The sequence below is a fragment of the Massilia sp. 2TAF26 genome, from assembly GCF_052115005.1.
GTDB lineage: Bacteria > Pseudomonadota > Gammaproteobacteria > Burkholderiales > Burkholderiaceae_D > Telluria.
Genome location: NZ_JBFRFV010000006.1, coordinates 105622 through 128883 on the forward strand (window position 1 = coordinate 105622; position 23262 = coordinate 128883).

Sequence of the window (23262 nt, forward strand, 5' to 3'; positions counted from 1 at the left end):
ACGAAAAAAACGCCGGCCTCGGCCGGCGTTTTTCATGGGACTAGCCCCCGATCACGAAGTGACCTTGTCCCAGCCGTGGCGCACCGCCGCCTTCATCTTCTCCCAGGTCGAGACGCCGTTCCTGCTGTAGCGGGTATCCCAGTCGCTGCGCAGGTCGGATTCGACGTCGTTCCAGTTGCGGTTGCGATACAGGTCGTTGCTGCGCATCTCCGTACCGTAGCGATAGGCCGGCGCGTAATCGTCGTAGCTGCTGCCCGAGCTGGCGTAGTTGCTGTCGTAGTGGCTGCGGTAGGCGCTGTCGCTGTCCGTATCCGGGGTGATCTTGTCCCAGCCGCGGCGGATGGCGGCCTTCATCTTGTCCCAGGTCGAGACACCGCTATTGCTGTAGCGGGTGTCCCAATCGCTGCGCAGGTCGTTCTCGACGTCGCTCCAGTCGCGGTTGCCGTACTTCGCGTTGCGGCGCATCTCGGAGCCGTAGCGGTAGGCCGGCGCGTAGTCGTCGTAGCTGCCGCCCAGGCTGGAGTAATTCTTGTTCCAGTCGTTGCGGTAGTAGCTGTCGTCGTCTTCCAGGTTGGACGCGCGCATCGACGAGCGGTCCTGGTCCAGCGATTCGACCTGCACCTCGGTATGGCGCACGCTGTCGCTGATGTTCTGCTGGCGCTGGGTGACTTCCTTGCCGACCAGGACTTCCTCGACCACGCGGGCGGTCTTCTGGATCAACGGCTCCTCGGCGGTTTCGCGCATCTCGATCGACTGCTCCTTGAAGGCGGTCGAGTCGGACGGCGAGATCGGCTGGTCGACCGGACGGCGTTCCACGTTCACGTGTTCTTCGCGCAGGTTGACGCTTTCATTGACCGGGGTCTCGACCACGCGCGAGAACACGCGCACGCCGCCGCGCTGGACTTCACGCTTGCCGACCTGCAGGTCTTCCTGCACGACCGGAATCGCCGTGCTGCGCTGTTCGTTGAGCATTTCGCCCATGTCGCGCTGCATCGAACCGGTCTGGCCGGCGTCGCGCTGGATCGAGCCGGTCTGGATGGTGCCGCCCAGCGAAGCGTCTTCCTCGTCGCGGATAGAGGAACTGCCTTGCAGGGATTCGCCTTCCCGCAGCCGATTACCGGCCTGCATCGAATGCGAGCGCAAGGTCGTCCGGGGCATCGGCTCCTGGTAGGTCTGGCCTCCCGGCACCGAATCGTTGAGGGTCTGGGTGCCGAAGGGGACACGGTCGCCGGTTTCGCCGCTCAGCGAGCCGGCGCCGTAAGAGGGTTCGTGGTATTCGCCCGATTGGGAGGAGATCGGCGCGGACTTCTGGATGCCGCTGCCCGAGGTGGCGCCGGCCGCCAGCATCGCCGGGTTCAGCGAGCTGGCAGAGCCGGTCAGGTCGTGGCGCTCGTCCAGGTCGACCGGGCCGAAGCGCTCGAGGATGTCGGCCGCGCGCTCGACTTCCGGTTCCGATTGGGTAACGAAAGTCAGCACGTGGTGGCCGCGGGTGACGGCGTCCGAATAGCGCTCGACGTGGTCGCCGTTGTCGGAGCCGAACAGGCCGGTGAAGAAGTGCTTGATCTGGGACATGAAGCCCTCGTGCACTTCGCTGGTATGGGGAGTGGTGCCGGTCAGGCTGTCGGTCTGTCCGGTCGGATCGGCGCTGGAGACGTTGACGTCGGCGCGGGTAAAGCCCGAGGCCAGCAGTTCGTCCATTGCATTCTGCGCGTCGCTGCGGTTGTCGAAAACCGCTACTAGGGTATGTTGCATGATAGATCCTCCGATTGACATATCATTCAGGTGGGCGGTCGCCGGCCTCGTCGAAGCGCTCCACGCTGACCTGCTCGGACTTGAGCATGACGGTTTCCGCGTGGTGCTCCTCGCGCCGGGTTCGGGTGATGCGGACTTCCTCTTTGATGCGCACGCGGCGTTCGACCACGAGGACTTCTTCGAGGATCGGCACCACCAGGGTATCGCCTTCGTAACGCGTGGCGGGCGCAGCGTCGAGCGGGACGATGCGGTCCACCGGGACGTGGCTGATTTCAACCTCGTCGCGCGTCAGGCGTTCGTCGATGTGGCAGGGAAGCTCGGCGACCGTCTTGTGGATGCGAACGCCGCGACCGGTATCGACAACCCGCTTGTCGACCTGCACTTCCTCGCGGACCACCGGCACCTTGAGTGGCTCCTGTCCGTTTGGTTGCGCTTGGTCAATTTGCACAGTTGATCTCCTCGAATCACGACGCTAGAGCAATCGAGGTTACCGCAAAAGGTGTCTGAACCCGCGCACCATTGACTATCTACAAACGTCAATCATGCGAATGGATTATCGACTGTCTCCACCGGCGGTGGCGGTAACTGGTCCGGCAGATCCCGGCTTTCGAGGCTGGCGACGACCTGTCCCAGCAGCGCATGCAGGCGACGCGCCGCCTCCAGGCCGTGCTTGTCGGCGGTCAGGTCGACGTCGCCGGAAATGGTGATGCGGTCGAGGCGGTTTTCCAGCATCAGGCGGCCGATTTCGATCACATCGGCTTCGTTTGCGTAGGGAACGAAGGCGGGTGCGTCCTCTTTCTTGCTCATGAATTCCTCCTGTCGCCCTTGTTCTGGCGGATGTTCGGCAGTTTCAGCATGCGTTCCTTCTCCTCGTCGCTGAGGGCGGGCAGCAGATTGATGCCGATGATGCGTTCGAGTTCCGGGATCGGGATCACGTTCGGCTTGGCGTCGGCGGTGTTCTCGACGAACCAGGCGGCGCCGGCCTTCTGGCGCGGACTGTATACGAGTTTATACAGGTGGGTCGGCACCAGCACGTTGCCGACCTTGCGCAGGTTGCTGCCCAGGAAGGCGGGGCCGGTTACCACGTACAGGTCGCCTTCCTTCTTCGCCATCCTGCGCACCACGCCCTCGATGCCGGCCCACAGGTGGCGGTTGTTCTCGCCGTCCTGCGGCACGATGTTGGCCAGGCTGAAGCTGTCGCGCTGGCTGTCGCGGTCGGGCATGTCGCCATTCGGCGCCATGTGGCCGCGGTCGTAGCCGCTGCGGGCGTAGTCGGCGAGTTCGGCGCGCTGGCCGGCAGGCAGGCGCTGCTCCGCGTGGAAGGAATTCTCGCGGGTCAGCTGCTGGGCCGATTCCACTTCATTGGCTTCGAGGTGCTCGGCCGACCACAGCGGCGTGCGCGTGATACCCGAATGCATCACGCTGAACACGTTGAAGCACAACTCCGTGGTCTGTGGGGCCAGCTTGGGATTCTGGATCTGCGGTGCGCGGCCGTCGAGGTAATGGTCGGCGCAGGACGCCGGCCCTCGCTGCGCTTCGGACTGGGACGCGACGGGCGCGCCGGTGCGGTGGGTGTCCGCGGCGTGCCGGTCGCAGGCTCCGAGGATCAAGAGGCTGGACGATAAAACGAGCGGAGCGAACAACTTCTGAAGCATGGCGATGTACAAAGATCAAACGTGCCGCCATTGTAGCCGAGTAGCTCTTGCGGGGCGTCAGAAGATCTGTGCAGGGCCGCGCACGATAGAAAACGCCTTTCCAACTGGAATGTTATAGAATTCCCGCTTTCCAAAAGCTAAAGTGCATTTGAGCAAACATATTGGTAATGGATAAACACTCCATTCCCGAGGATCTCCGGCGCTTCGTGCTGACCAGCATCCCTTCGGTACCCTTCCTGGAAGCCCTGCTGCTGATGCGGGCGGATCCGGAGCAGGTATGGACCCGGGATACCCTGGCGCGCCGCCTCTACGTGCGCGACAAAGTGGCGGAGGGCCTGCTCGACGAGCTGTGCCGTTCCGGCATGGCCGCGCCATGGCCGGACGCCAGTGCCGATGCCTTTTGCTACCGGCCGCGCGAAGACGCGCTGCGCGAACGCATCGACCGCCTGGCGGACGTCTACGCGAGCCACCTGGTCGAAGTCACACACCTCATCCATTCTTCCCTCGACCGCAAGGCGCAGCAGTTTGCCGACGCCTTCAAATGGCGAAAGGATTCCTAAGTGGCGTTTACCATCTACACTCTCTGCGCCCTGACTTCACTGGCCTGTGCCGTGCTGCTGCTGGCCAGTTATCGGCGCACCCGGCACCGCCTGCTGTTCTGGAGCGGCTGGTCCTTCGTGGCGATGACGGTGAATAACCTGTTCCTGGTGCTCGACAAGATCGTGTTCCCCGATCCCGACGTCAACCTGCTGCCGGTGCGCCTGATTGCGGCGCTCGTCTCGATGCTTCTCCTGCTGTATGGCCTGATCTACGAAAAGGAATAACCGTGACCGACATGCTCACCGGCGCCATCGCCATGGCCTCGACCGTGATCGCGCTGTTCTTCCTGCGGTTCTGGCGCAGCACGCGCGACCGCTTCTTCATGTATTTTGCCCTGTCCTTCGGGATCGAAGGCGCCCACCGCGTGTATTCGGCCCTGACTTACCAGGATGCCGAGGACTCGCCGCTGCACTACCTGGTCCGTCTGCTTGCCTATGGCCTGATCATCTGGGCTATCCTGGAAAAGAACCTGCCCCAGCGGAACAAGGACGGCAGCCAGTAGCGTGCGCCCGCCCACCCTGCCCTGCGCCATAATCGCCCGACAGCGATCGACACGCATACAGGAGGAAGCGATGGCAGACCAGCAGAACCGGAACCAGGAACAGGGCCGGAAACAGCAGGGCCGGCAGAACCAGCAGCGCGCCACGCCTGACGAAAACGGCGAGCTCAGCCGCTCTGAAGACCTGCTTCCGGCCGGCGCCGCCGACAATACTGCCGACGGCCGCTTCGAGGTCGCCGAAGAAGTGAACATGGACCAGCAGTCGGACGCCACCCGCCGGGTCGGCAAGGTGCCCAAGGGCATCGCCTCGGATGCCCTGGCCGACTCGCTGAAGAAAGACGACTAGACCGTAACACCCATCCTCAGGCCTTCGATCGTATGGGCCTGGTAAATATCCTCGAGCGAGCTCACCACCCGGCACGTCAGGTGGGCACGCACCTCTTCCGGCAAGCGGTCCCAATAGGCCTGGGTGACTTGCAGATCGTGCTTGTCGGCGTTGCGGGCGTCCGGCGCATCCACGCCCAGCACGAACACGGGCCGCGACTGCTGCGAGCGGTTGGCTGTGCCGCGGTGGATGGTGAGCGCCGAGCGCGCGGAAATGTCGCCCACCCTCGGCAGCTTGCGCTGGGCGCGGGCTTCGTAGCGCGGGTAAAGCGACTTATCAGGGAACATCGGATCGCTGCCGGCAAGATCGTCCCACTGGGTGCCCGGTGCGATCTCGAAGGGACCGATCTCCTCGGTCACGTCGACGGTCGTGATGTTGAAGGCCAGCGAATTCAGGCGCCGTCCCACCAGGGTCGCTTCGGGTGCCGGAAAATCGCGGTGCCAGGGCTGGTGCATGGCGCCCGGGAAGGGAATGTCGAAACCCGTCTCCACCACCTTGTAGTCCGGGCCGAGCACGGCGCGGCACACGGCCACCACCCAGGGATGCGTGACCAGTTCGACGAAGCCGCGCACGCGCTCCGGATGCACCTCGACGTAATAGCGCTGCGGGCCGCGCTCCAGGACACCGCCGGGGCGCGCCTTCGCTTCCGCGAACAGCTTCTCGATGTCTTCCTTCAGATGCGCCACCCATTCCTGCGTGAACGCGCCCTTGCAGGCAATGATGCCGTCGCCATACAGGCCACCCATGATGGCGCCCATGTCGTATCGTTCGTCGATTCCATTGCTCATGATTCTTCCTCCTGGGTCGCCATCCTAACGCCAAGCCGGCAAGCGGCGCGCACGGCCGATGGTTGACATTGGGTGGGACTACTCCTACATTGCCTAGACAATCGACTAGACAGACACTGCATGAACCCTGCGCCTCCTGCCAGCCCCGCCCGCCGTACCGCCATTGTCCCGCGGAGGCCGGCGTGAACCAGTCCGCGCGCGGCCGCGTCCTGTTCGTCTGCGACCGCCCGCAGGCCGATCCGGCCGTGGCCAGCGTCGCCGCCGAGCTCGGCTATGACGTACTGCGCGTGCGCAGTGCAGACGAAGCCCTCGAATACATCGCGCCGCCCGGCTTCGCCCTGATCCTGGCCGGCTATACGGGCAAGGTGGACGACTTCGCCGCCTCCCTGAAGCGCCTGCGCGCGGCTTTCCCGCCGGTGCCGCTGGTTGCCGTCGGGCTGCCGCGGCAACGCGACTTCAAGGTCGAGCCGCTATACGAAGCCGGCGCCCTGTCGGTGCTGGAAGAGCCGATCTCGGTGCCGATCCTGAGGGCCAAGGCGCGCTTCTACCTGGACGCCTATGCCACCGCGGCCGAGCGCACCCGCGCCGAGGCGGCGCTGGAGGAAACCCGGGCGCGGCTGGAGTCGACCATCGCCGCCGCCGAGGTGGGCGTCTGGAGCTGGCAAGTTGGTACCGACCGCGTGGTCGCCGACCGCCGCATGGCCGCCCTGTTCGGCCTCGGTCCGGAAGACGCAGAAGGCGCGCCGGTGGCGTCCTACTTTGCCGCCGTTCATCCGGACGACCGTGCTGGCGCCGAAGCCTGCCTGGCGGAAGCCATGGCCGCCGGCCGGCCGTACGAAGCCACCTACCGGGTGCGCGGACCGGAGGGCGACTGGCGCTGGCTGCTGTCCCGCGGCCGCATCGAAAGTAGCCGCGGCGACCGGATACTGCGTGGCGCGGTAATCGATATCACCATGCAGAAGCAGGCGGCCGAACGCCTGCAGGCCAGCGAGGAACGCTACCGCACCCTGTTCGATTCGATCGACGACGGCGTCTGCGTGATCGAGATGCTGTACGACGAAGCCGGCGAGCCTTGCGACTACCGCTTCCTGGAGGTGAATCCGGCCTTCCTCGCGCATACGGGGCTGGAGAATGCGGTCGGCAGGACTGTGCGCAGCATGGTGCCCGCGCATGAAAGCCACTGGTTCGAAACCTATGGCCGGGTCGCCACCACCGGCGAGCCGATCCGCTTCGTCGACGAAGCCGCGGGACTGGGACGCTGGTACAACGTCTACGCCGCCCGCGTCGGACCGGCCGGTAGCCGCAAGGTGGTGGTGCTGTTCACGGACATTACCGAGCGCCGCCTCACCGAACTCGAACTGCGCCGCCTTGCCGACGACCTGGCCGAACAGGACCGCCGCAAGACCGAATTCCTGGCGACCCTGGCCCACGAGCTGCGCAACCCGCTGGCGCCGATCCGCAGCGGCCTGCAGCTGATGCGGCGCGCCAAGGGCGACCCGGCCGCGCTGGCGCGGGTGCAGGACATCATGGACCGCCAGCTCGACCACCTGGTGCACCTGGTCGACGACCTGCTCGACGTGGCCCGCATCACGCGCGGCCAGATCGAGCTGAAACCGGAATGGCTCGAGCTCGACGCGATGGTGCGCGCCGCGGTCGATACCAGCACGCCGCTGATCGAGTCCTCGCGCCACAGCCTCGACCTGCGCCTGCCGGCCGAACCGCTGCACCTGTACGCCGATCCGATCCGCCTGACCCAGGTGATCAGCAACCTGCTCAACAACGCCGCCAAGTACACGCCGCGCGGCGGCGCCATCCTGGTCGCCGCGGAGCGTGACGGCGACCAGGCCGTGATCGTCGTGTCCGACAACGGCATCGGGATCCCGGCCGAGTCGCTGGAATCTGTATTCCGGATGTTCACCCAGGTGCCGCACCCGACCCAGCGCGGTCAGGGTGGCCTCGGCATCGGTCTGTCGCTGGTGCGCAGCCTGGTCGCCCTGCACGGCGGGACCATCACCGCGGCCAGTCCCGGCATCGACGCCGGCAGCGTGTTCACGCTGCGCCTGCCGCTGGCAGGCATGGACCGACCGGCGCTGCCGGAGGCACGGGTAGCGGCGGCGGACGAGCCGGGCGCCTTGCGCCTGCTGGTGGTGGACGACAACCGCGACGCCGCCGAAACCCTTTCCGCCCTGCTCGGGATCATGGGCCACACCGCGCCGATGGCGGCCGATGGCCACCAGGCCCTGCGCATGATCGCCAGCCTGCGCCCGCAGGTCGTGTTCCTCGACATCGGCATGCCCGGCATGTCGGGCTATGACGTGGCGGAGGCGGTGCGCGCCGATCCGGCGCTGGACGGCGTCAGGCTGGTGGCCCTGACCGGTTGGGGCGGCGAAGCCGACCGCGCCCGTTCCAGCGCGGCGGGCTTCGACGCCCACCTCACCAAGCCGGCGACGGTGGCCGCGATCGAGGCCGTACTGGCGCGCCTGGCCTCACCAGCCTAGGCCCAGCAGCCGCTGAGCCATGCGCGGCCAGCACAGCTTCGCGACCTGCTCGCGCGTGGCCCAACGGAAGCCGTCGGTTTCCGGGGTCGGCTTGCCCGTCACGTGGTGCGGAAAAAAGCTGCGGCACACCAGGTGCCCGAGGTCGGGCAGTTCGTCGCCCACCTCCACCTTGTACAGGTGCAGGCATTTGTCGCGCCGGTAGTCGAAGCGGCCCAGGTCGACGAAGCGCTCCGGATCGAAGGCCAGGCCGGCCTCCTCCCACAGCTCGCGCATCGCCGCCGCCAGCGTGCCTTCGCCCGGGTCCTGCAAGCCTTTCGGGATATCCCACTTCGGGGTGCCGGTGACGTGGCAGATCAGCAGGCGGCCGGCGCCGTCGACCACCAGGGTGCCGCAGGAGACCGCAAGTTCGCTCATGGCAGGCCCCGCGCGGCGGCGGCCAGCGCCTGCTCCAGCGCTTCCAGGCTGACCGGCTTGGTCAGGTGCTGGTCGAAGCCGGCTTCCTGCGACTGCCGCTGGTCGCTCTCGGAACCCCAGCCGGTGAGTGCGATCAGCACCACCTTGCGCAGCAAGGCGCTGCGGCGGATCTCGCGCGCCACCTCGTAGCCACTCATGCCGGGCAGGCCGATGTCGAGGATGACCAGGTCGGGCACGAAGTCGCGCGCCGCCCGCAGGCCCTGCACGCCGTCGTGCGCCACCGTGGTGGTGTGGCCCAGCACCTCCAGCAGCGCCACCAGGCTGTCGGCGGCATCCAGGTTGTCGTCCACCACCAGCACCCGCAGCGGGCTGTCGGCCGCCTCCTCGGCGGGCAAGCCGTCCGCGGCAAGCAGTGTCTGCGCATGCGGGGTTCCGGGACGCAGCGGCAGGCGCACCGTGAAGGTGCTGCCCTGACCGCGGCCGCCGCTGAAGGCGCTCACCCGGCCGCCGTGCAGCTCGACGAGGCGCCGCACCAGCGACAACCCGATCCCGAGGCCGCCCTGGGCGCGATCGAGGCTCCCGCGCACCTGGGTGAACATCTCGAACACCGAACCGATGCTCTCCGGCGGAATGCCGATGCCGCTGTCCGCCACCGCGATCACCGCGTGGCCGTCCTCGCGCCAGGCCGACAGCGCAATGCGCCCGCCCGCCGGCGTGTACTTGGCTGCGTTGTTCAGCAGGTTGGACAGCACCTGCACCATGCGCGTGACGTCCGCCTCCAGCTCCAGCGGCTCGGGCGGCAGTTCCACACTCAGGTTGTGGCCGTGGGCCTCGATCAGCGCGGTGCTGGTCTCGACGGCGGTGGCGACGATGGAGCGCAGCAGCACCGGCTCCTTCTTCAGCTCGATCTTGCCGCGCGTGATGCGGGCGATGTCGAGCAGGTCGTCCACCAGGTGGATCAGGTGGCCCAGCTGGCGGTCCATCATGCCGTGCACACGCTCGGCGGCTTTCGGATCGCCGGGCGCCAGGCGCAGCAGGTCGAGGCCGGTTCGGATCGGCGCCAGCGGGTTGCGCAGTTCGTGCGCCAGGGTCGCCAGGAACTCGCTCTTGCGGTGATCGGCTTCCGAGAGGTCGGTCGCGACCCGGCGCAGCTCGTCCTCGGCGCGCTTCTGCGCCGTGATGTCGCGCGTGATGGTGGCCAGGCCGATGTTCTGGCCATTCGCGTCGCGCACCGCGAAGCCCTTGAAATAGACCGGGATCGGTTCGCGCCCCTCGGGCTGGGCCAGGCGCAGCTCGCCCTCCCATTCGGCCTGCTCGCCGGTCAGGGCCGCCATCATCTGGTCGCGCACGAAGCCGCGGTCTTCGCGTGGGAAGAAGTCCAGCATGCGCCAGGCCGCGATATTCGTGTCCGCCGTCAGGCCCGCCATGCGGCGCCCGGCCGGATTCAGGTAGATGCCGCCGGCGTCCGGCGTGAAGATGCCGATGAAGTCGGAAGACTGTTCGGCCACCGCGGCCAGGCGCCGGATCCCTTCCTCGGCGCGGCGGCGGTCGGTCTCGTCGCGGAAGTAAAGCGCCAGACCCTCTTCGTCGCCGGTGCCGGGCGACTCCATCGGGAAGGAGTTGATCTCGAACCAGCGCGCCTCGGCCTCGTCGTAGACTTCGATGCGGCTGCGGGTGCGCTCGTGGGCGCTGCGCCGCAAGGCCTGCTCGTCCGGGCCGCCGCGCAGCTCGGGGAACAGTTCCCAGAACTGGCCGCCCACCAGGTCTTCGCGGCGGCGCCGCGTCTGCGACTCGAAAGCGCCGTTGGCATAGGTGATGCGCCACTCGCGGTCGAGGGCGACGAAGCCCTCGCTCATGCTCTCCAGGATCGCCCGCGAACGGTGTTCGGCGGCCTGGCGCTCGGCCGCCTCGTGGCGCTGGCCGATCACCAGCGAGGCGGTGTTCGCCAGCAGGGCCAGCGCCGATTCCTCCTGCGGCGCGAGGTGGCCGGCATCGCGGTAATACAGCGTGAAGGCGCCCAGCACCTCCCCGGACGGCGCCAGGATCGGCAGCGCGCGGCTGCCGCCCAGGCCGTGCTCGAGGGCCAGCTCCTGGCGCCCGGTCCACAGCGGATCGCTGGCGATATCGTCGGTGGCGACGGCCTCGGCGCGCCAGGCCGCGCTGCCGGCGGCGGCAGCGACAGGGCCGATGCGCACGGCGTCGATCGCGAGCTGGAATTCGAGCGGCAGCGAGGGGGCGGCGGCGTGGCGCAGAAATTCCCCGTCACCCGACATCAGCTGCACCGAGGCCAGCGCGGCACCGCCGCTGTAATCCTCGGCGGTGCGGGCCAGTACATCGAGCACGTCGCCAAGCGGGGCGTCGGTGACGGCCAGTTCGAGGGCGCCGCGCTGGCCCACCGCCAGCGCATTCGCACGGGTTCGTTCGGTGACGTCGATCCCGTGCAGCAGCACCCCGGACACCGCGCCGTCCGGATCGCGCAGCGCCATGCAGACGAAGTCCAGGAAGTGCTCGTCCAGCCCGGCGCGCGGCGCCGAGGCGCGCAGCAGCAAGCGCGCATTGCTGGCGTCGACCGCTTCGCCGCTGCGGTAGACCTTGTCGATCAGCTCGACGAAGTCCTGGCCCTCCAGCTCCGGCATCGCGGCTTGCAGCGGCTGCCCGGCCAGGGAACGGCCGCCGGCCAGTTCGACGAAGCGCTGGTTGGCCATGTCGACCACGTGGTCCGGGCCGCTCATCACGCACATCAGGGCCGGGGCGCGCTGGAAGATGTCGCGCATGCGCTCACTGGCCGACTCGATCTCGCGGTAAAGGCGGTCGCGGTCGGCCTGGGCCCGGCGCTCCGTGCGTTCCAGCTGCTCGTCGCGGTGCCGGATGGCGGCCTGGTGGCGCTCTTCCTCGATGCGGGCGAGTTCGGCTCGCTTGCGGTACAACTCGATGAAGACGCCGGTCTTGGCCCGCAGTACCGTGGTGTTGAAGGGCTTGGTCATGTAGTCGACCGCACCCAGCGCATACGCGCGCTCGATCGGGAACTCCTCAGCGTCGCCAGCGGTCAGGAAGATGATCGGCAGCGCCTGGGTGCGGGGATGCTGGCGGATCAGCTCCGCCAGCTCGAAGCCGTTCATGGTCGGCATGCGCACGTCCAGCAGCACCACCGCGAAGTCGCGCGCCAGCACTTCGCGCAGCGCGGCCTCGCCCGAGGTCACGGAAACGAGTTCCTCGGCCAGCCCGGCAAGCGTTGCCTCCAGCACCGCCAGGTTGGCGGGCTGATCGTCGACGAGGAGGATGCTGGTATGGTCGTTCGCCATGCGGAAAGGACTGTTGCGGGCAGGATGATGCAAATAAGGCAATGTATGCTCCACGCTTCCGAAAGTCAATTGTGCGCACCTCAGCGCCGGGCGCCCCCAAACTAGGACGGGTTTTTTCGAATGTCCCCGGAGTGTATCGATGCGTGTTCCCGACCTGGCCCACCTGCGCCAGCTTGATTTCCTTGGCAATTCCCTCGAAGACTGGGCGCTGGCCCTGCTGGCCACGGTGCTGGCGACGGCCGCCATGGCCACCGTGCGCGCCCTGGTGCTGCGCCGCATGGCCGCGCGCTCGGCCGCGACCGAGACCAGGATCGACGACCTGGTCGTCAAGATGCTGTCGCGGACCTATCTCCTGTTCATCGTCGCCTTCGGCATCTATTTCGGCAGCACTTTCCTGGAGCTGAGCCGGCCGCGCGCGCTGTTCGTCTCCCGGGTCGGCGTGGCCGCCCTGCTGATGCAGGTGGCGGTCTGGGGCGACGTCGGCCTGCGCGCCTGGCGCAACCAGCTCTACCAGGCCCAGGACAGTACACGGCGCAATTCCAGCGCCATCCTCGGGTTCAGCCTGCGCCTGACCCTGTGGGTGATCGTGTTCCTGATGGTGCTCGATAACTTCGGCGTCAACATCACGGCCCTGGTGGCCAGCCTGGGCGTGGGCGGCATCGCGGTGGCGCTGGCGGTGCAGAATATCCTCGGCGATCTCTTCGCCTCGCTCTCGATCACCCTCGACAAACCCTTCGAGATCGGCGACTTCATCATCGTCGGCGAGGTGCTGGGTTCGGTCGAGCACATCGGCCTGAAGACGACCCGGGTGCGCGGCCTGGGTGGCGAACAGGTCGTGTTCTCGAACGGCGACCTGTTGAAAAGCCGGATCCACAACCACAAGCGGATGGAGACGCGGCGGGTCGCCTTCGTGCTGCGCATCGCCTACGGCACCAGCGAGGAGCTGCTGTGCCGGGTGCCGCGCATCATCCGCGAGATCATCTCCGCCAAGCAGAACGTCGACTTCGAGCGGGCGCATCTCTTCCAGTGGGGAGAGTGGTCGCTGAATTTCGAAGTCGTCTATCACTTCCGCAGCCCGGACTACATCCTGCACATGGACGCCCAGCAGGACATCTTCCTGGAGATCTACCGCCGTTTCCAGGAGGAAGGTATCCGCTTCGCCCATCCGCTGTCGATCGTACGCCTGGCCGATCCGCCGTCGGTGCTGATGCAGGCCGCCACAGGGACGCCGCCCGGAGCTTCCTGGCGGCATTAGTCAGCCAGACTCTTCCTACAAGCCTGCCATGGCATCTCCTATAGCGCACGATATGCTGGTTGCATAGAATGAACACATCTCCTCTGACGAGGATTTCATGGCAACCATTCATGAAGGAGAATGATCATGGCACAAAACAACCAGCAAAATGGCAATCAACAGAATCGTAACCAGCAGGGCAGCAAGCAGCAAGGCGGCAACCAGCAGAGCGGCGGCCACAGGATGGACCAGGATCGCGAGCTATCCTCGCAGAACCTGGACCGGGACAGCCAGCAGGGTAGCCGGCAAAGCGGGCTGCAGCAGGGCAGCCAGCAAAGCAATCGCCAGGTCAACCAGCAGAGTGACGATTTGCTGAGCGATAATAGCGTGGACAATTCCTCGAATATGCGCGGCGGTTCGTCGCAACAGCAGACGCGGCCCGGATCGCAGGGCAGCAAAAGCGACAAGCGCTGATCTTGCCTGACGCGCTACACCTTCGACTGCCGGCCCTGCCGGCGGTTCTCGTTTACAGACCAAAATTGTTGTGATGCATCACAGCAAGCCGCCCCGTCCATCACTCCATCTATACCCCTTCCGGCGCATCCAATTGTGCGATGCCGAATGGGTGATCGATGATATATTTTTGGCACGATATTGAACGCCGCGCCCCACGCAGGGCCGGCCGCGCATGCTGCCTGTGCCTGTTTCCTGTGCACTCTGCTCCGCCCCATGTTCACATCCTGCACCCAAGCATCAGGTCTTGCGGCCGCCGCAAGCCTGCGGATTCAACTCAACAGTTAGGATAAAACAGATGAAAAAAAATATCGCCATCGTCGGCGCGGGATTCTCGGGAGCCGTGATCGCCAACCAGCTCGCAAAGGCGGGCTATAACGTCGAAGTCTTCGAGTCCCGTCCCCATGTGGCGGGCAATTGTCATTCGGAACGTGATCCGGAAACCGGTGTCATGGTCCACGTCTATGGACCGCACATCTTCCACACCGATATCGAACGCTCCTGGGAATTCGTGACGCGTCACATGGAGTTCATGCCCTACGTGAACCGCGTGAAGGCGATCACCAACAATGCCGTCTACACCCTGCCGATCAACCTGCTGACCATCAACCAGTTCTTCGGCAAGACCATGCGTCCGGCCGAAGCCCAGGAATTCCTGGCCAAGCTGGGCGACAAGTCGATCGAGAACCCCACCACCTTCGAGGAACAGGCGCTGCGCTTCGTCGGCCGCGAGCTGTACGAAGCCTTCTTCAAGACCTACACCATGAAGCAATGGGGCCTGCACCCGAGCGAACTGCCGGCCAGCATCCTGAAGCGCCTGCCGGTACGCTTCAACTACGACGACAACTACTTCAACCACAAGTACCAGGGCATGCCGAAGGACGGCTACACGGTGCTGGTGGAGCGCATCCTCGACGTCCCGGGCATCACGGTGCACCTGAACACCAGGTTCGACCCGGATTCGAAGGTCGACTACGACCACGTGTTCTACAGCGGCCCGATCGATTCCTGGTTCAAGCATGCCGAAGGCCGCCTGCCCTACCGCACCCTGGACTTCGAAGTCTTCCGCGCCCAGGGCGACTACCAGGGCAACGCCGTGATCAACTACTGCGACGATGCCCAGCCCTATACCCGCATCACCGAGCACAAGCATTTCTCGCCGTGGGAGCAGCACGAAGGCTCGATCATGTACAAGGAATTCAGCCGCCAGTGCGAAGAAAAGGACGTGCCCTACTACCCGATCCGCCAGGCGCGCGAGAAGGCCCAGCTGGAGCGCTACGTGAACCTGGCCAGGCAGGAAGAGAACGTGACCTTCGTCGGCCGCCTCGGCACCTACCGCTACCTCGACATGGATGTCACCATCAACGAGGCGCTGAGCACCGCCGATACATTCCTCGACGCCGCGCAGAAGAACGCGCGCATGCCGGCGTTCGCGATCGACCCGCTGGCCTGAGCGCCGCGGCACCCGGTGCGGTGCGCCTGGCTCCCGTCCGGCGCACCGGCTCCGCGTAACGGCTATACTGGTCCGATCATGCGAATTCAGCTTTTTTCGGACCTGCACCTCGAGCGCGACCCCGGCTTCGAACCCCTCATCCACCCCGGCACCGACGTGATCGTACTGGCCGGCGACATCGGCTCCTACCAGGCCAGGTCGCGCCTGCCGGACGAAGATTTCGGCCTGGCGCGCTTTTCCCCTCGACGCAATGATTTCGGCGCTGCCAGGGTGCTCTACGTCCCCGGCAACCACGAATTCGACGGCCTCGAACACGACGACGCCTACGAACGCCTGCAGCGCGTCTGCAATTACCTCGGCATCGAATGGCTGGACCGCGAGACCATCGTCGCCGGCGGCGTGCGCTTCATCGGTAGCACCTTGTGGAGCGACTTCGACGCCCTCGCCGGCCAGGAACGGGAATTGACCAGGCAGCTGCAGGCGCGCGGCAAGGCCTTCCGCGCCGCCAACTACTACCTGAGCAAGAACACCACCTTCCGCAAGGGCGAGCCGGTGCTGGCCGAGCAACAACGCGAGATGTCGCTGGCCTGCCAGGAATGGCTGCGCGCCGCCCTGGCCGCGCCATTCGACGGCCCGACGGTGGCCGTGACCCACTACGCGCCCAGCCTGCGCAGCGCAGACCCGCGCTATGGCCTCACGCCGGGCACGGCCGGCTTCTGCAACAGCATGGATGCCCTGATTCCCTGGGCCGACATCTGGATGCACGGCCACCTGCACTGCGCCAACGACTACGTGGTCGAAGGCGAAGCCGGGGGCCGGCCGCGTGCCTGCCGCGTGGTCGCCAATCCGCTCGGCTATGCGAACAAGGGCGAGCAGGCGGCCTTCCAGCCGGAGCTGGTCATCGAGGTGTGAGCGTCTCCGGATTCAGCACCATGTGCACATAGTTGCCGGTATCGAAATAGCGCTGCGCCGCCCGCTTCACATCGTCCGGCGTGAGCCTGGCCGCGCGCTGCAGCTGGTCGAGGACGCGATGCGGATCGCTGCCGTAGAGTTCCGCGCCGGCCAGGTGCGCCGCCCAGAAGGCGTTACTGCGCAGCATACGCGGCCAGGACTGGCCCCAGTTCCGCTTGACCTTGTCGAGGTCGGCCGGATCCGGTCCCTCCTTCTTGATGCGCTCGATTTCCGCGAACAGGGCCGCCGTCACGCGCTCGACCTGGTCGGGGCCGGTCGGCAGCGTGGTGCCGATCCGGTAATGCTCGTAGGGCGTGCGCTTGATGCCGCCGCTCATGCGGCCGCTGTAGATGAGGCCCATCTTTTCGCGCAGGACCTCGACGATGCGCAGGTTCATGACCTCGACCAGCGCGTCCAGGCGCAGCTGCTCGTCGGGCGACCAGCTGGCCGGGCCGGTAAAGTTCAGGGACAGCGTGCTCTTCGGCTCGGAACCGGCCTTCACTTCGCGCTTGATCACGCCGCCCGCGTAGCGCAGGCCGACGTCGCGGTAAGCCAGCGGCAGGTCCGGCGTCGGCAAGCTGCCCAGGTAGGCGGCCAGCATCGGCTTGAGCTTCGCCAGGTCGACATTCCCGACCACCACGAAGGTGAAGCCCCTGGCGCTCGAAAAGCGCTGGCGATAGAGTGCCAGGCTGCGGTCGAGGTCGACCTTCGGCAGGTCGGCCAGTACCGTGGCGCGCGGCTCGTACGGGTGATTCGCGTACAGGGTGTCGACCAGCGCGTCGGCAAAGCGCGTCTGCGGCAAGGCGTCGCGCTGGCGCAGGACTTCCTCTTCCTTGGCCAGGTAGGACTTGTACAGGCCTTCGTCGCGGCGCACGCCGTCGAAGCGCAGCCACAACATCTGCAGCATGGCTTCGATCTCGCCTGGCGTGGCGCCGGCGACGCCGGTGGCGACTTCGACGTCGGGACCGAGCTGCAAGCCGGCGTGGGCGCGGCGTCCCGCCATCATCTTGCCGAGTTCGAGCGGCGAGAAATCCTTCAGGCCCATGGCGGCCGCCAGGGCGCTGGCGTGGCGGGCGTTGACCAGGTCCTTTTCGTCGAACAGGTTCTGGCCGCCGTGGCGCCAGGCCATCAACATGACTTCGTCCTGCTGGAAGGTGGTCGGCTTGACGATGGCCTTGACCCCATTCGAAAACGTCAGCCGGGTCACGCCCAGCGATTTGTCCTCGCTTTCGGCGACGATGGCGCCGGGCTTCGGCGGCGCTTCCATCAGGCGGCTGGCCACCGCCTTTTCCTCGCGCGCCGATACTGCGGCCCGTTCGCCGGCGGCGGCTTCGGCCAGCAGCTGGCTTGACGCCGGTGCGGGCGCCGCTTCGCCGCCGGTGTAGATCACCAGCTTGGCCGAGTCGCCGGGGATGGTCTTGCGGGCGAAGGCATTCGCTTCCTCCAGCGTGATGGCCGGCAGCATCTCCTGCACGATGCGGTGCTCGGCCTCGCTGCCCGGCAGCGCTTCGCCGGTCAGGAAGTTGCGCAGGTACTCGGCCACGTAGCTGCCGGACGAGGTGTTGTTACGTTCGTTGTAGCTGCGCTCGTGGCTGCGCTGCAGGCTCTTGCGCGCGCGCTCCAGTTCGGCCTCGCTGAAGCCGTGGCGGCGCGCCCGCTGCTGTTCCTGCAGCAGCGCCGCCAGCGCCGGCGCGCTGCCGCCCGCACCCAGCACCGCGCGCGCCGTATAGGCGCGGTAGCGCGGTGTCATCTGTCCCAGCCCGCTGCTGGCGCCGACGAAGGGCGGATTCGGCTGTTGCGACAGCTCGGCCAGGCGCTGGGCCAGCATGGCGCCGGTCAGGCGTTCGAGGAGGCGCTCGCGGTAGGCGCCGTAGGTGTTGCGCTCCGGCGCCGGCGACGCCGGGTAGTGCACAGACACGGAATTGATCGGCAGTTCGCGGTCGGTCACCGCCAGCGCTTCGGTGGCCGCCAGCGGCACGATCTCGGCATAGGTGCGCGGACGTGGCGCGGCCGGATTGCGCAGCGCGCCGAAGTGCGCCCTGATCTGCTTTTCGAGTTCCTCGGGCTCGACGTCGCCCACCGCCACCACCGCCATCAGGTCGGGCCGGTACCAGTCGCGGTAGAAGCGGCGCAGCGCGTCCGGCTTGAAGCCGCGGATCGAATCGTCGGTGCCGCCGATATGGCGATCGGCATAGCGCGAACCGTTGAACAGCTTCGGCTGCACCAGCTTGCCGACGCGCTCGCCGACGCCCTTGCGGGTGCGCAGCTCCTCGAGGACGATGCTGCGCTCCTGGTCGATGTCGGCATCGTCGAAGGCGATGCCGTGGGCCCAGTCTTCGAGGATGGTAAAGCCCTTGTCGATGTGCTCCTGGCTGTCGCTCGGCACCGGCAAGATGTACACCGTTTCGTCGTAGGAGGTATAGGCGTTCAGGTCGGCACCGAACTTCACGCCGATCGACTGCAGCCAGGACACCAGCTCGTGTTTCCTGAAATGGGTCGAGCCGTTGAAGGCCATGTGCTCGGTGAAGTGGGCCAGGCCGCGCTGGTCCTCGTCTTCGAGGATGGAGCCGGCCTTGACCACCAGGCGCAGTTCGAGGCGGCGCGCCGGATGCCTGTTCTGGCGGATGTAATAGGTCAGGCCATTGGACAGCTTGCCGATCTTGACGTCGGGGCCGGTCGGGACCACCGCGTCCGGGTCGAAGGCGGCGGCGGAAATGCCGGGTGCCAGCAGCGCGGCAAGCGCGGCGGCGAGGACGGTACGGGAGAGAATGCGGCGCATCCGGTGCTTCCTTGCAGGTTGAAAAACAACCCGCAGAGCTTATCAGCCGCAAACCTCCGAATGTGCGCGGAATCTCACCTCATTCGTAGCGCAGCGCCGCCGCCGGCTGCAGGCGCGCCGCCGACCAGCTCGGATACAGGGTCGCCACGAAGGCCAGCAGCACCGCGACCCCGCCGATGCGGCCGACATCGGCCCAGCGCAGGTCGCTCGGCACTTCGCTGATGAAATAGATGTCCTTGGCCAGGAACTGCACGCCGAACAGGTGCTCGATGGCGGGCACGATCACGTCCACGTTCAGCGCGACCAGCACGCCGAACAAGACCCCGAGCAGCGCCCCGAGGATGCCGACCAGGGTGCCCTGGATCACGAAGATCCGCATGATCGAGCTCGGCGAGGCGCCCAGGGTGCGCAGGATGGCGATGTCGGCCTGCTTGTCGCGCACCGTCATCACCAGGGTCGAGACCAGGTTGAAGGCGGCCACCGCGATGATCATGGTCAGGATCACGAACATCATGCGCTTCTGCGACTGCACCGCGGCGAACCAGGTGGCGTTCACGCGGGTCCAGTCGCGCACCATGAAGCGCTCGTCGAGGCTGCGCGCCAGCTCCACCGCCACGCGCGGGGCCGCGTACATGTCGGCCAGGCGCATGCGCAGCCCGGTGGGCGCGCTCAAGCCCTGCAGGCTCTCGGCATCCTCGATGTGGACGAAGGCCAGGGCCGAATCGAACTGGTAGTTACCGGAATCGAAGACGTCGGACACCGTGAACACCCCCTGGCGGGTGGCGATCTGCCCCGGCTGGCCGGAGGTGCCCGGCGCGGCCACCAGCAGGCGCACCTTGTCGCCGGTCTTGACCGCGAGCGAGCGTGCCAGCTCGCTGCCCAGCACGACGTTGTTGGAACCGGCCGTCAGCGACGACAGGCTATGCGACTTGGTCTGCTGCGCGATCTCGGACACCGCCGCCTCGGCTTCCGGCAGCACGCCGCGGATCACCACCGGCTTCATGCTGTCTTCGCGCAGCAGCATGCCCTGCAGCTCCGCGAAGGGCGCGGCGGCCTTGATTTCGGGGTTGCGCAGGGCCTGCTGTTCGAGCGAACGCCACTCCGGCATGGCGCCGTCGGCGGCAATCACTTCGACGTGGGCCAGCACCGACAGCATGCGCGCGGTAACCTCCTTTTCAAAGCCGTTCATCACGGACAGCACGACGATCAGCGCGGCCACGCCGAGGGCGATCCCGGCCACGGAGATCAGGGAAATGAAGGACAGGAATCGGTTGCGGCTGGCGCGCTTGCCGGCGCGGGTGTAGCGCAGGCCGATCAGCCACTCGTAAGGCAGACGGTGCAGGATACTCATCCAGCGATTTTGCCACAAAAGCAAAAATCCGCCCACGCGCATCGCTGCGCCGGGGCGGATTTACTTCAGGCCGGGCAGATTATTCGGCTGCCTGGGCCTTGATCGGCTGTTGGTCGACGTCGACCACCGGTGCTGCCTGCTTGATGGGCAGCGGGCTGACGTTGTCGGCGCCGGCTCCGGCGATGTCGGCCAGGTGGGCCTTCAAACGCTGGGCACGGTTGGCCGGCTCGGTGGTCTGGATCAGCCGGTGCATCGCATTCGCGGTGTTGTCCCACGAGGTGCGGGCCACGATGGCGCGCATGCGCCCGGCCAGCGAGGCCTTCTGTTCCGGAGTCGCGTTCAGCATGCGCTCGCAGGCCTCGATGAACTCTTGCGGAGTCTCGGCGATGGCGACCACGTCACCGTAGGGCACCTTGACGTCGGTGATCGGCGTGCTGACCGACGGCAGTTCGGCGGCCATGTACTCCAGCACCTTGGTCGGGCTGATGAACTTGGTCGACTCGTTCATCGCGAACGGCAGCAGGCAGACGTCCCAGCCGGCCAGGAACTTCGGCAGCTCCTCGTAGGTGCGCTGGCCCATGTAGTGGATGTTGGCGGCTTGCGGCAGGTGGGCCGGATCGATCTTCACGACAGGGCCGACCAGCACGATCTGCCAGTCCGGACGGGCGGCGGCCATTTCGCGGATCAGTTCGGTGTCGAAACGCTCGTCGATCACGCCGTAGAAGCCGAGGCGCGGATGCGGGATGTTCGCCTGGTCCGGGTGGCTGTACGAGCGGTCCCGGGCCTGCTGGAAGTGCCTGGCGTCGACGCTGCTCGAGAAGCAGTGGGCGTTGTTGTGGCGCTCCTTCTTCGAGTTGTACAGGCTCGGACCGCCGGTGAAGCACAGGTCGGCGATGTTCAGCAGGGCGCTCTCGCGCTGCAGCAGCTGCTTCGGCGCGTTGCGGAAGGCTGCCAGTTCGTCCATGCAATCGTACACGACCAACGAAGGCTCGAAGCTTTGCAGCAGCGGCAGGGCCATCGGGGTGTAGAACCAGACCACCGGCTTCTCGCCTTCCGGCACGAGGTCGGCCAGCAGGGTCTGCAGGGTCGGGATCTGGTCGTCATGGAAACCCGGTGCATGGATCGCGGTATGCGGCTGGCACACCGTGATGTTCGGCGCGACGGCCGTTTTCTTCAGGTGCGCCTGCCCTTCGTGGTAGACCGGTTCCTCCACGATGAGGATTCGGTAGTGTTCCGCCAGGCGCGTCATCAGGTGCTGGGGACGCTGAAAGACAAAGTCCCAACGCAGGTGGCAAAACACGATCAGGGTTGGCATTTTTCAAGTTCCTTTCGCCTCAGGGCGTTCTCGTTGATCTGGAATTCAACCGGCGGAACCCTTCGCATGTCGCTTGGCGGCGGCAGGATTCCGGTTGCCGGACCCGAGAATCGTAACATGCAAAATTCTCAAGATTTTCATTTGCCAATTGCAATATTAATAATAGGTAACAGAAATGAGAAAACGGCACTCTGCCTCCCTAGGGAAGCTTGTGACTATCGGTAAAAAATGTAGGCGCACTCCTACGATTAATCAGGAAAAAACACTACGAAAATCGCCCATGCACTCAAGCGTGCGGAGGGTTAAATGGAGAACGGAACTGTGAAAAAAACGTGTTTACGGGGAAGGAATTGTTGGAAATGGAGGGATTGCGAGACCGTTAACGTCGTTCCCGCGGATGCGGGATAGTGCCCGTGGCACTATCCCCAAGTTTGCATGTGCTATCAAAGCGCGTCGAACCTGGGTTCCCGCCTGCGCGGGAACGACGCTGAGGTGGCGGGAACGACGTCCTACACTTCAATCACTCAGATAAGCCTCCGCCCCCTCCGGCTGCCCACCTTCGTCGAAGCCGCGCGCCACCAGCACCCCATCCAGCCCGACCGTACTCAAGCCGTCGCACAGGTCTTCCATCTCGGTTTCCAGGTCGGCCGCCAGGTCCAGCGGCTTGTCGACGGTCGCCAGCGGGGCGCCGCCGTCCAGTGGATACAGGTTGATGCGCAGCGCGGCGTGGTCGCCCAGGTCGACCGGCGCGACCACGGCCTTGATGCGCTCCGGCTCCGCGTCCAGCTCGTCCAGGCGGGCGTTGACGTCGGCCAGGGTAGCCAGCATCGCCAGCTCGGCCACGCCCTGCTCCTTGGCGCCGTAGAACAGGTCCTGGTAAAGGAAATTCAGTTCGATCTCCGCCGGCCGCGGCGACAGGCAGCGCGACAACAGCGGCGCGATGCTGCCGGCCCACATGCGGTAGCGCGCCATGCGCCCCTCGAAAAAGGCGTCCGCCGCCGCTTCGTCCTTCGGTACCTTATAGAAGGGGTCGTCGGCGTGCTTGAGCGAGAAGCCGAGCAGGAAGCGCAGTTCCATCGCCTCGTCGTCCGGGTTGTAGCCGCTGGCGTGCCAGCCGCGCATGCTGGCTTCGATGGTGGGCGCCGCCACCAGCTTCTTGCTGCGCATGGTGGCAGCGGCTTCCCTCAGCATCTGCTGCATGACGCTGTAGCTGATGTGGTCGACCTCGTCGAGGTCGTAGAGGTAGCGCACCAGTACGACGCGGCTGTCGGCGCTGGCCAGGCCGGTGTGGCGGAAGCTGTCGCTCAGTTCCTCGAAGGCGGCGTCGTCCTGGAATACCTCGGCCGCTTTGAGGCCGCCCGTGCTGCTGACGAACAGCGGGATCATGAAGGCGTCGATCTCGAGCTCGGCGCCGTCGTCGTCGCGCAAATGGAGGGTCGCCGCCTCTTCCTCGATGTGCTCCTGCAGGTAGCGGCAGCACTCGGGATCGGTGTAGCGGGCGGCTTCGATGGCGCCGTACAGGATCTCGTCGTGCTGGCGGCGCAGGGTGCGGCGGATCAGGGTCAGCAGATCCTGCTCGTACTGCGGCCTGCGCGCGGCGGCCTGCAGGTCCTCGGGGTCGGCCTCGGTGATCTCGAGCGCGAGATCGACCAGGTTCTGGGCCAGCGCCTCGTGGTCGGGCTCCGCCGCCTGTTTCACAGGTTTGCGGGGAGCTGGGCGCTTGTTTTTGGGCATGGCGGCATTCGTAAAGAGTGAACAAGCCACCATGTTATC

At 66.1% G+C, this 23262-nt stretch carries 20 protein-coding genes; 9 read left to right on the forward strand and 11 right to left on the reverse strand.

Features of this window, described 5'->3' with window-relative positions:
- Positions 1-51 precede the first annotated feature (51 nt).
- The 4 genes from AB4Z32_RS08445 to AB4Z32_RS08460 all read right to left on the reverse strand — a co-directional run bounded on the left by AB4Z32_RS08445 (position 52) and on the right by AB4Z32_RS08460 (position 3407).
- Positions 52-1752: a DUF2382 domain-containing protein gene (locus AB4Z32_RS08445; protein WP_442121395.1), complete on the reverse strand. Its 1701-nt coding sequence runs from the start codon at positions 1750-1752 to the stop codon at positions 52-54.
- A 22-nt stretch (positions 1753-1774) separates the two neighbouring features.
- Positions 1775-2200, reverse strand: a complete 426-nt coding sequence (locus AB4Z32_RS08450; protein ID WP_442121396.1) for a YsnF/AvaK domain-containing protein — start codon at positions 2198-2200, stop codon at positions 1775-1777.
- Positions 2201-2292: 92 nt separating this feature from the next.
- On the reverse strand, positions 2293-2559 hold the full coding sequence (locus tag AB4Z32_RS08455; RefSeq protein ID WP_442121397.1) for a hypothetical protein: 267 nt from the start codon (positions 2557-2559) through the stop codon (positions 2293-2295).
- Positions 2556-3407 carry a DNA/RNA non-specific endonuclease gene (locus AB4Z32_RS08460; protein WP_442121398.1) on the reverse strand — a complete coding sequence of 284 codons (852 nt, stop codon included), beginning with the start codon at positions 3405-3407 and terminating at the stop codon, positions 2556-2558. Before AB4Z32_RS08460 ends, AB4Z32_RS08455 begins: the two co-directional genes overlap by 4 nt.
- Positions 3408-3574: 167 nt before the next feature.
- Here AB4Z32_RS08460 and AB4Z32_RS08465 point away from each other — a divergent pair, with 167 nt between their 5' ends.
- The 4 genes from AB4Z32_RS08465 to AB4Z32_RS08480 all read left to right on the forward strand — a co-directional run bounded on the left by AB4Z32_RS08465 (position 3575) and on the right by AB4Z32_RS08480 (position 4852).
- Positions 3575-3967, forward strand: coding sequence for a hypothetical protein (locus AB4Z32_RS08465; protein ID WP_442121399.1), 393 nt, complete (start codon positions 3575-3577; stop codon positions 3965-3967).
- A complete protein-coding gene (locus AB4Z32_RS08470) occupies positions 3968-4231 on the forward strand; it encodes a DUF5985 family protein (protein WP_442121400.1) in 264 nt (87 codons plus the stop codon).
- A gap of 11 nt (positions 4232-4242) precedes the next feature.
- Positions 4243-4509: a DUF5985 family protein gene (locus AB4Z32_RS08475; RefSeq protein WP_442121536.1), complete on the forward strand. Its 267-nt coding sequence runs from the start codon at positions 4243-4245 to the stop codon at positions 4507-4509.
- A 70-nt stretch (positions 4510-4579) separates the two neighbouring features.
- Positions 4580-4852 carry a hypothetical protein gene (locus AB4Z32_RS08480; protein ID WP_442121401.1) on the forward strand — a complete coding sequence of 91 codons (273 nt, stop codon included), beginning with the start codon at positions 4580-4582 and terminating at the stop codon, positions 4850-4852.
- Here the strand turns inward: AB4Z32_RS08480 and AB4Z32_RS08485 are convergent.
- Positions 4849-5679, reverse strand: coding sequence for a phytanoyl-CoA dioxygenase family protein (locus AB4Z32_RS08485; RefSeq protein ID WP_442121402.1), 831 nt, complete (start codon positions 5677-5679; stop codon positions 4849-4851). The two genes, AB4Z32_RS08480 and AB4Z32_RS08485, sit on opposite strands and share 4 nt — an antisense overlap.
- Before the next feature lie 182 nt (positions 5680-5861).
- Between AB4Z32_RS08485 and AB4Z32_RS08490 the strand changes: the two genes are divergently transcribed.
- Positions 5862-8177, forward strand: a complete 2316-nt coding sequence (locus AB4Z32_RS08490) for an ATP-binding protein (protein WP_442121403.1) — start codon at positions 5862-5864, stop codon at positions 8175-8177.
- On the opposite strand, the gene AB4Z32_RS08495 is transcribed toward AB4Z32_RS08490, so the two are convergent.
- A complete protein-coding gene (locus AB4Z32_RS08495; protein WP_442121404.1) occupies positions 8166-8591 on the reverse strand; it encodes an NUDIX hydrolase in 426 nt (141 codons plus the stop codon). The two genes, AB4Z32_RS08490 and AB4Z32_RS08495, sit on opposite strands and share 12 nt — an antisense overlap.
- Positions 8588-11893 (reverse strand): response regulator, encoded by a 3306-nt coding sequence (locus AB4Z32_RS08500; protein WP_442121405.1) that lies wholly within the window; start codon positions 11891-11893, stop codon positions 8588-8590. The genes AB4Z32_RS08495 and AB4Z32_RS08500 overlap by 4 nt, the downstream gene beginning before the upstream one ends.
- A gap of 139 nt (positions 11894-12032) precedes the next feature.
- On the opposite strand from AB4Z32_RS08500, the gene AB4Z32_RS08505 reads away from it, so the two are divergent.
- The 4 genes from AB4Z32_RS08505 to AB4Z32_RS08520 all read left to right on the forward strand — a co-directional run bounded on the left by AB4Z32_RS08505 (position 12033) and on the right by AB4Z32_RS08520 (position 16005).
- Entirely contained in the window at positions 12033-13148 is a 1116-nt protein-coding gene (locus AB4Z32_RS08505; RefSeq protein WP_442121406.1) for a mechanosensitive ion channel family protein, read from the forward strand.
- A gap of 126 nt (positions 13149-13274) precedes the next feature.
- Complete coding sequence (locus AB4Z32_RS08510) at positions 13275-13601, forward strand: hypothetical protein (protein ID WP_442121407.1); 327 nt, start codon at positions 13275-13277, stop codon at positions 13599-13601.
- A gap of 337 nt (positions 13602-13938) precedes the next feature.
- A complete protein-coding gene (gene glf / locus AB4Z32_RS08515) occupies positions 13939-15093 on the forward strand; it encodes a UDP-galactopyranose mutase (RefSeq protein ID WP_442121408.1) in 1155 nt (384 codons plus the stop codon).
- A gap of 78 nt (positions 15094-15171) precedes the next feature.
- Entirely contained in the window at positions 15172-16005 is an 834-nt protein-coding gene (locus tag AB4Z32_RS08520) for a metallophosphoesterase (protein ID WP_442121409.1), read from the forward strand.
- Here AB4Z32_RS08520 and AB4Z32_RS08525 read toward each other — a convergent pair.
- The 4 genes from AB4Z32_RS08525 to AB4Z32_RS08540 all read right to left on the reverse strand — a co-directional run bounded on the left by AB4Z32_RS08525 (position 15992) and on the right by AB4Z32_RS08540 (position 23223).
- Positions 15992-18823 carry a M16 family metallopeptidase gene (locus AB4Z32_RS08525; RefSeq protein ID WP_442121410.1) on the reverse strand — a complete coding sequence of 944 codons (2832 nt, stop codon included), beginning with the start codon at positions 18821-18823 and terminating at the stop codon, positions 15992-15994. The two genes, AB4Z32_RS08520 and AB4Z32_RS08525, sit on opposite strands and share 14 nt — an antisense overlap.
- Before the next feature lie 79 nt (positions 18824-18902).
- Complete coding sequence (locus AB4Z32_RS08530) at positions 18903-20174, reverse strand: lipoprotein-releasing ABC transporter permease subunit (protein WP_442121411.1); 1272 nt, start codon at positions 20172-20174, stop codon at positions 18903-18905.
- A 79-nt stretch (positions 20175-20253) separates the two neighbouring features.
- On the reverse strand, positions 20254-21489 hold the full coding sequence (locus tag AB4Z32_RS08535) for a glycosyltransferase (RefSeq protein ID WP_442121412.1): 1236 nt from the start codon (positions 21487-21489) through the stop codon (positions 20254-20256).
- 516 nt (positions 21490-22005) lie between these two features.
- Positions 22006-23223, reverse strand: coding sequence for a hypothetical protein (locus tag AB4Z32_RS08540; RefSeq protein ID WP_442121413.1), 1218 nt, complete (start codon positions 23221-23223; stop codon positions 22006-22008).
- Positions 23224-23262 lie beyond the last annotated feature (39 nt).

Bases quoted from the DNA above. Each gene is read 5' to 3' on its own strand.
- AB4Z32_RS08475 (WP_442121536.1), top strand. From the start codon at position 4,243: ATGCTCACCGGCGCCATCGCCATGGCCTCGACCGTGATCGCGCTGTTC.
- AB4Z32_RS08465 (WP_442121399.1), top strand. From the start codon at position 3,575: ATGGATAAACACTCCATTCCCGAGGATCTCCGGCGCTTCGTGCTGACC.
- AB4Z32_RS08525 (WP_442121410.1), bottom strand. From the start codon at position 18,823: ATGCGCCGCATTCTCTCCCGTACCGTCCTCGCCGCCGCGCTTGCCGCG.
- AB4Z32_RS08535 (WP_442121412.1), bottom strand. From the start codon at position 21,489: ATGCCAACCCTGATCGTGTTTTGCCACCTGCGTTGGGACTTTGTCTTT.
- AB4Z32_RS08520 (WP_442121409.1), top strand. From the start codon at position 15,172: ATGCGAATTCAGCTTTTTTCGGACCTGCACCTCGAGCGCGACCCCGGC.
- AB4Z32_RS08530 (WP_442121411.1), bottom strand. From the start codon at position 20,174: ATGAGTATCCTGCACCGTCTGCCTTACGAGTGGCTGATCGGCCTGCGC.
- AB4Z32_RS08485 (WP_442121402.1), bottom strand. From the start codon at position 5,679: ATGAGCAATGGAATCGACGAACGATACGACATGGGCGCCATCATGGGT.
- AB4Z32_RS08505 (WP_442121406.1), top strand. From the start codon at position 12,033: ATGCGTGTTCCCGACCTGGCCCACCTGCGCCAGCTTGATTTCCTTGGC.
- AB4Z32_RS08510 (WP_442121407.1), top strand. From the start codon at position 13,275: ATGGCACAAAACAACCAGCAAAATGGCAATCAACAGAATCGTAACCAG.
- glf (WP_442121408.1), top strand. From the start codon at position 13,939: ATGAAAAAAAATATCGCCATCGTCGGCGCGGGATTCTCGGGAGCCGTG.
- AB4Z32_RS08495 (WP_442121404.1), bottom strand. From the start codon at position 8,591: ATGAGCGAACTTGCGGTCTCCTGCGGCACCCTGGTGGTCGACGGCGCC.
- AB4Z32_RS08460 (WP_442121398.1), bottom strand. From the start codon at position 3,407: ATGCTTCAGAAGTTGTTCGCTCCGCTCGTTTTATCGTCCAGCCTCTTG.
- AB4Z32_RS08445 (WP_442121395.1), bottom strand. From the start codon at position 1,752: ATGCAACATACCCTAGTAGCGGTTTTCGACAACCGCAGCGACGCGCAG.
- AB4Z32_RS08455 (WP_442121397.1), bottom strand. From the start codon at position 2,559: ATGAGCAAGAAAGAGGACGCACCCGCCTTCGTTCCCTACGCAAACGAA.
- AB4Z32_RS08540 (WP_442121413.1), bottom strand. From the start codon at position 23,223: ATGCCCAAAAACAAGCGCCCAGCTCCCCGCAAACCTGTGAAACAGGCG.
- AB4Z32_RS08480 (WP_442121401.1), top strand. From the start codon at position 4,580: ATGGCAGACCAGCAGAACCGGAACCAGGAACAGGGCCGGAAACAGCAG.
- AB4Z32_RS08500 (WP_442121405.1), bottom strand. From the start codon at position 11,893: ATGGCGAACGACCATACCAGCATCCTCCTCGTCGACGATCAGCCCGCC.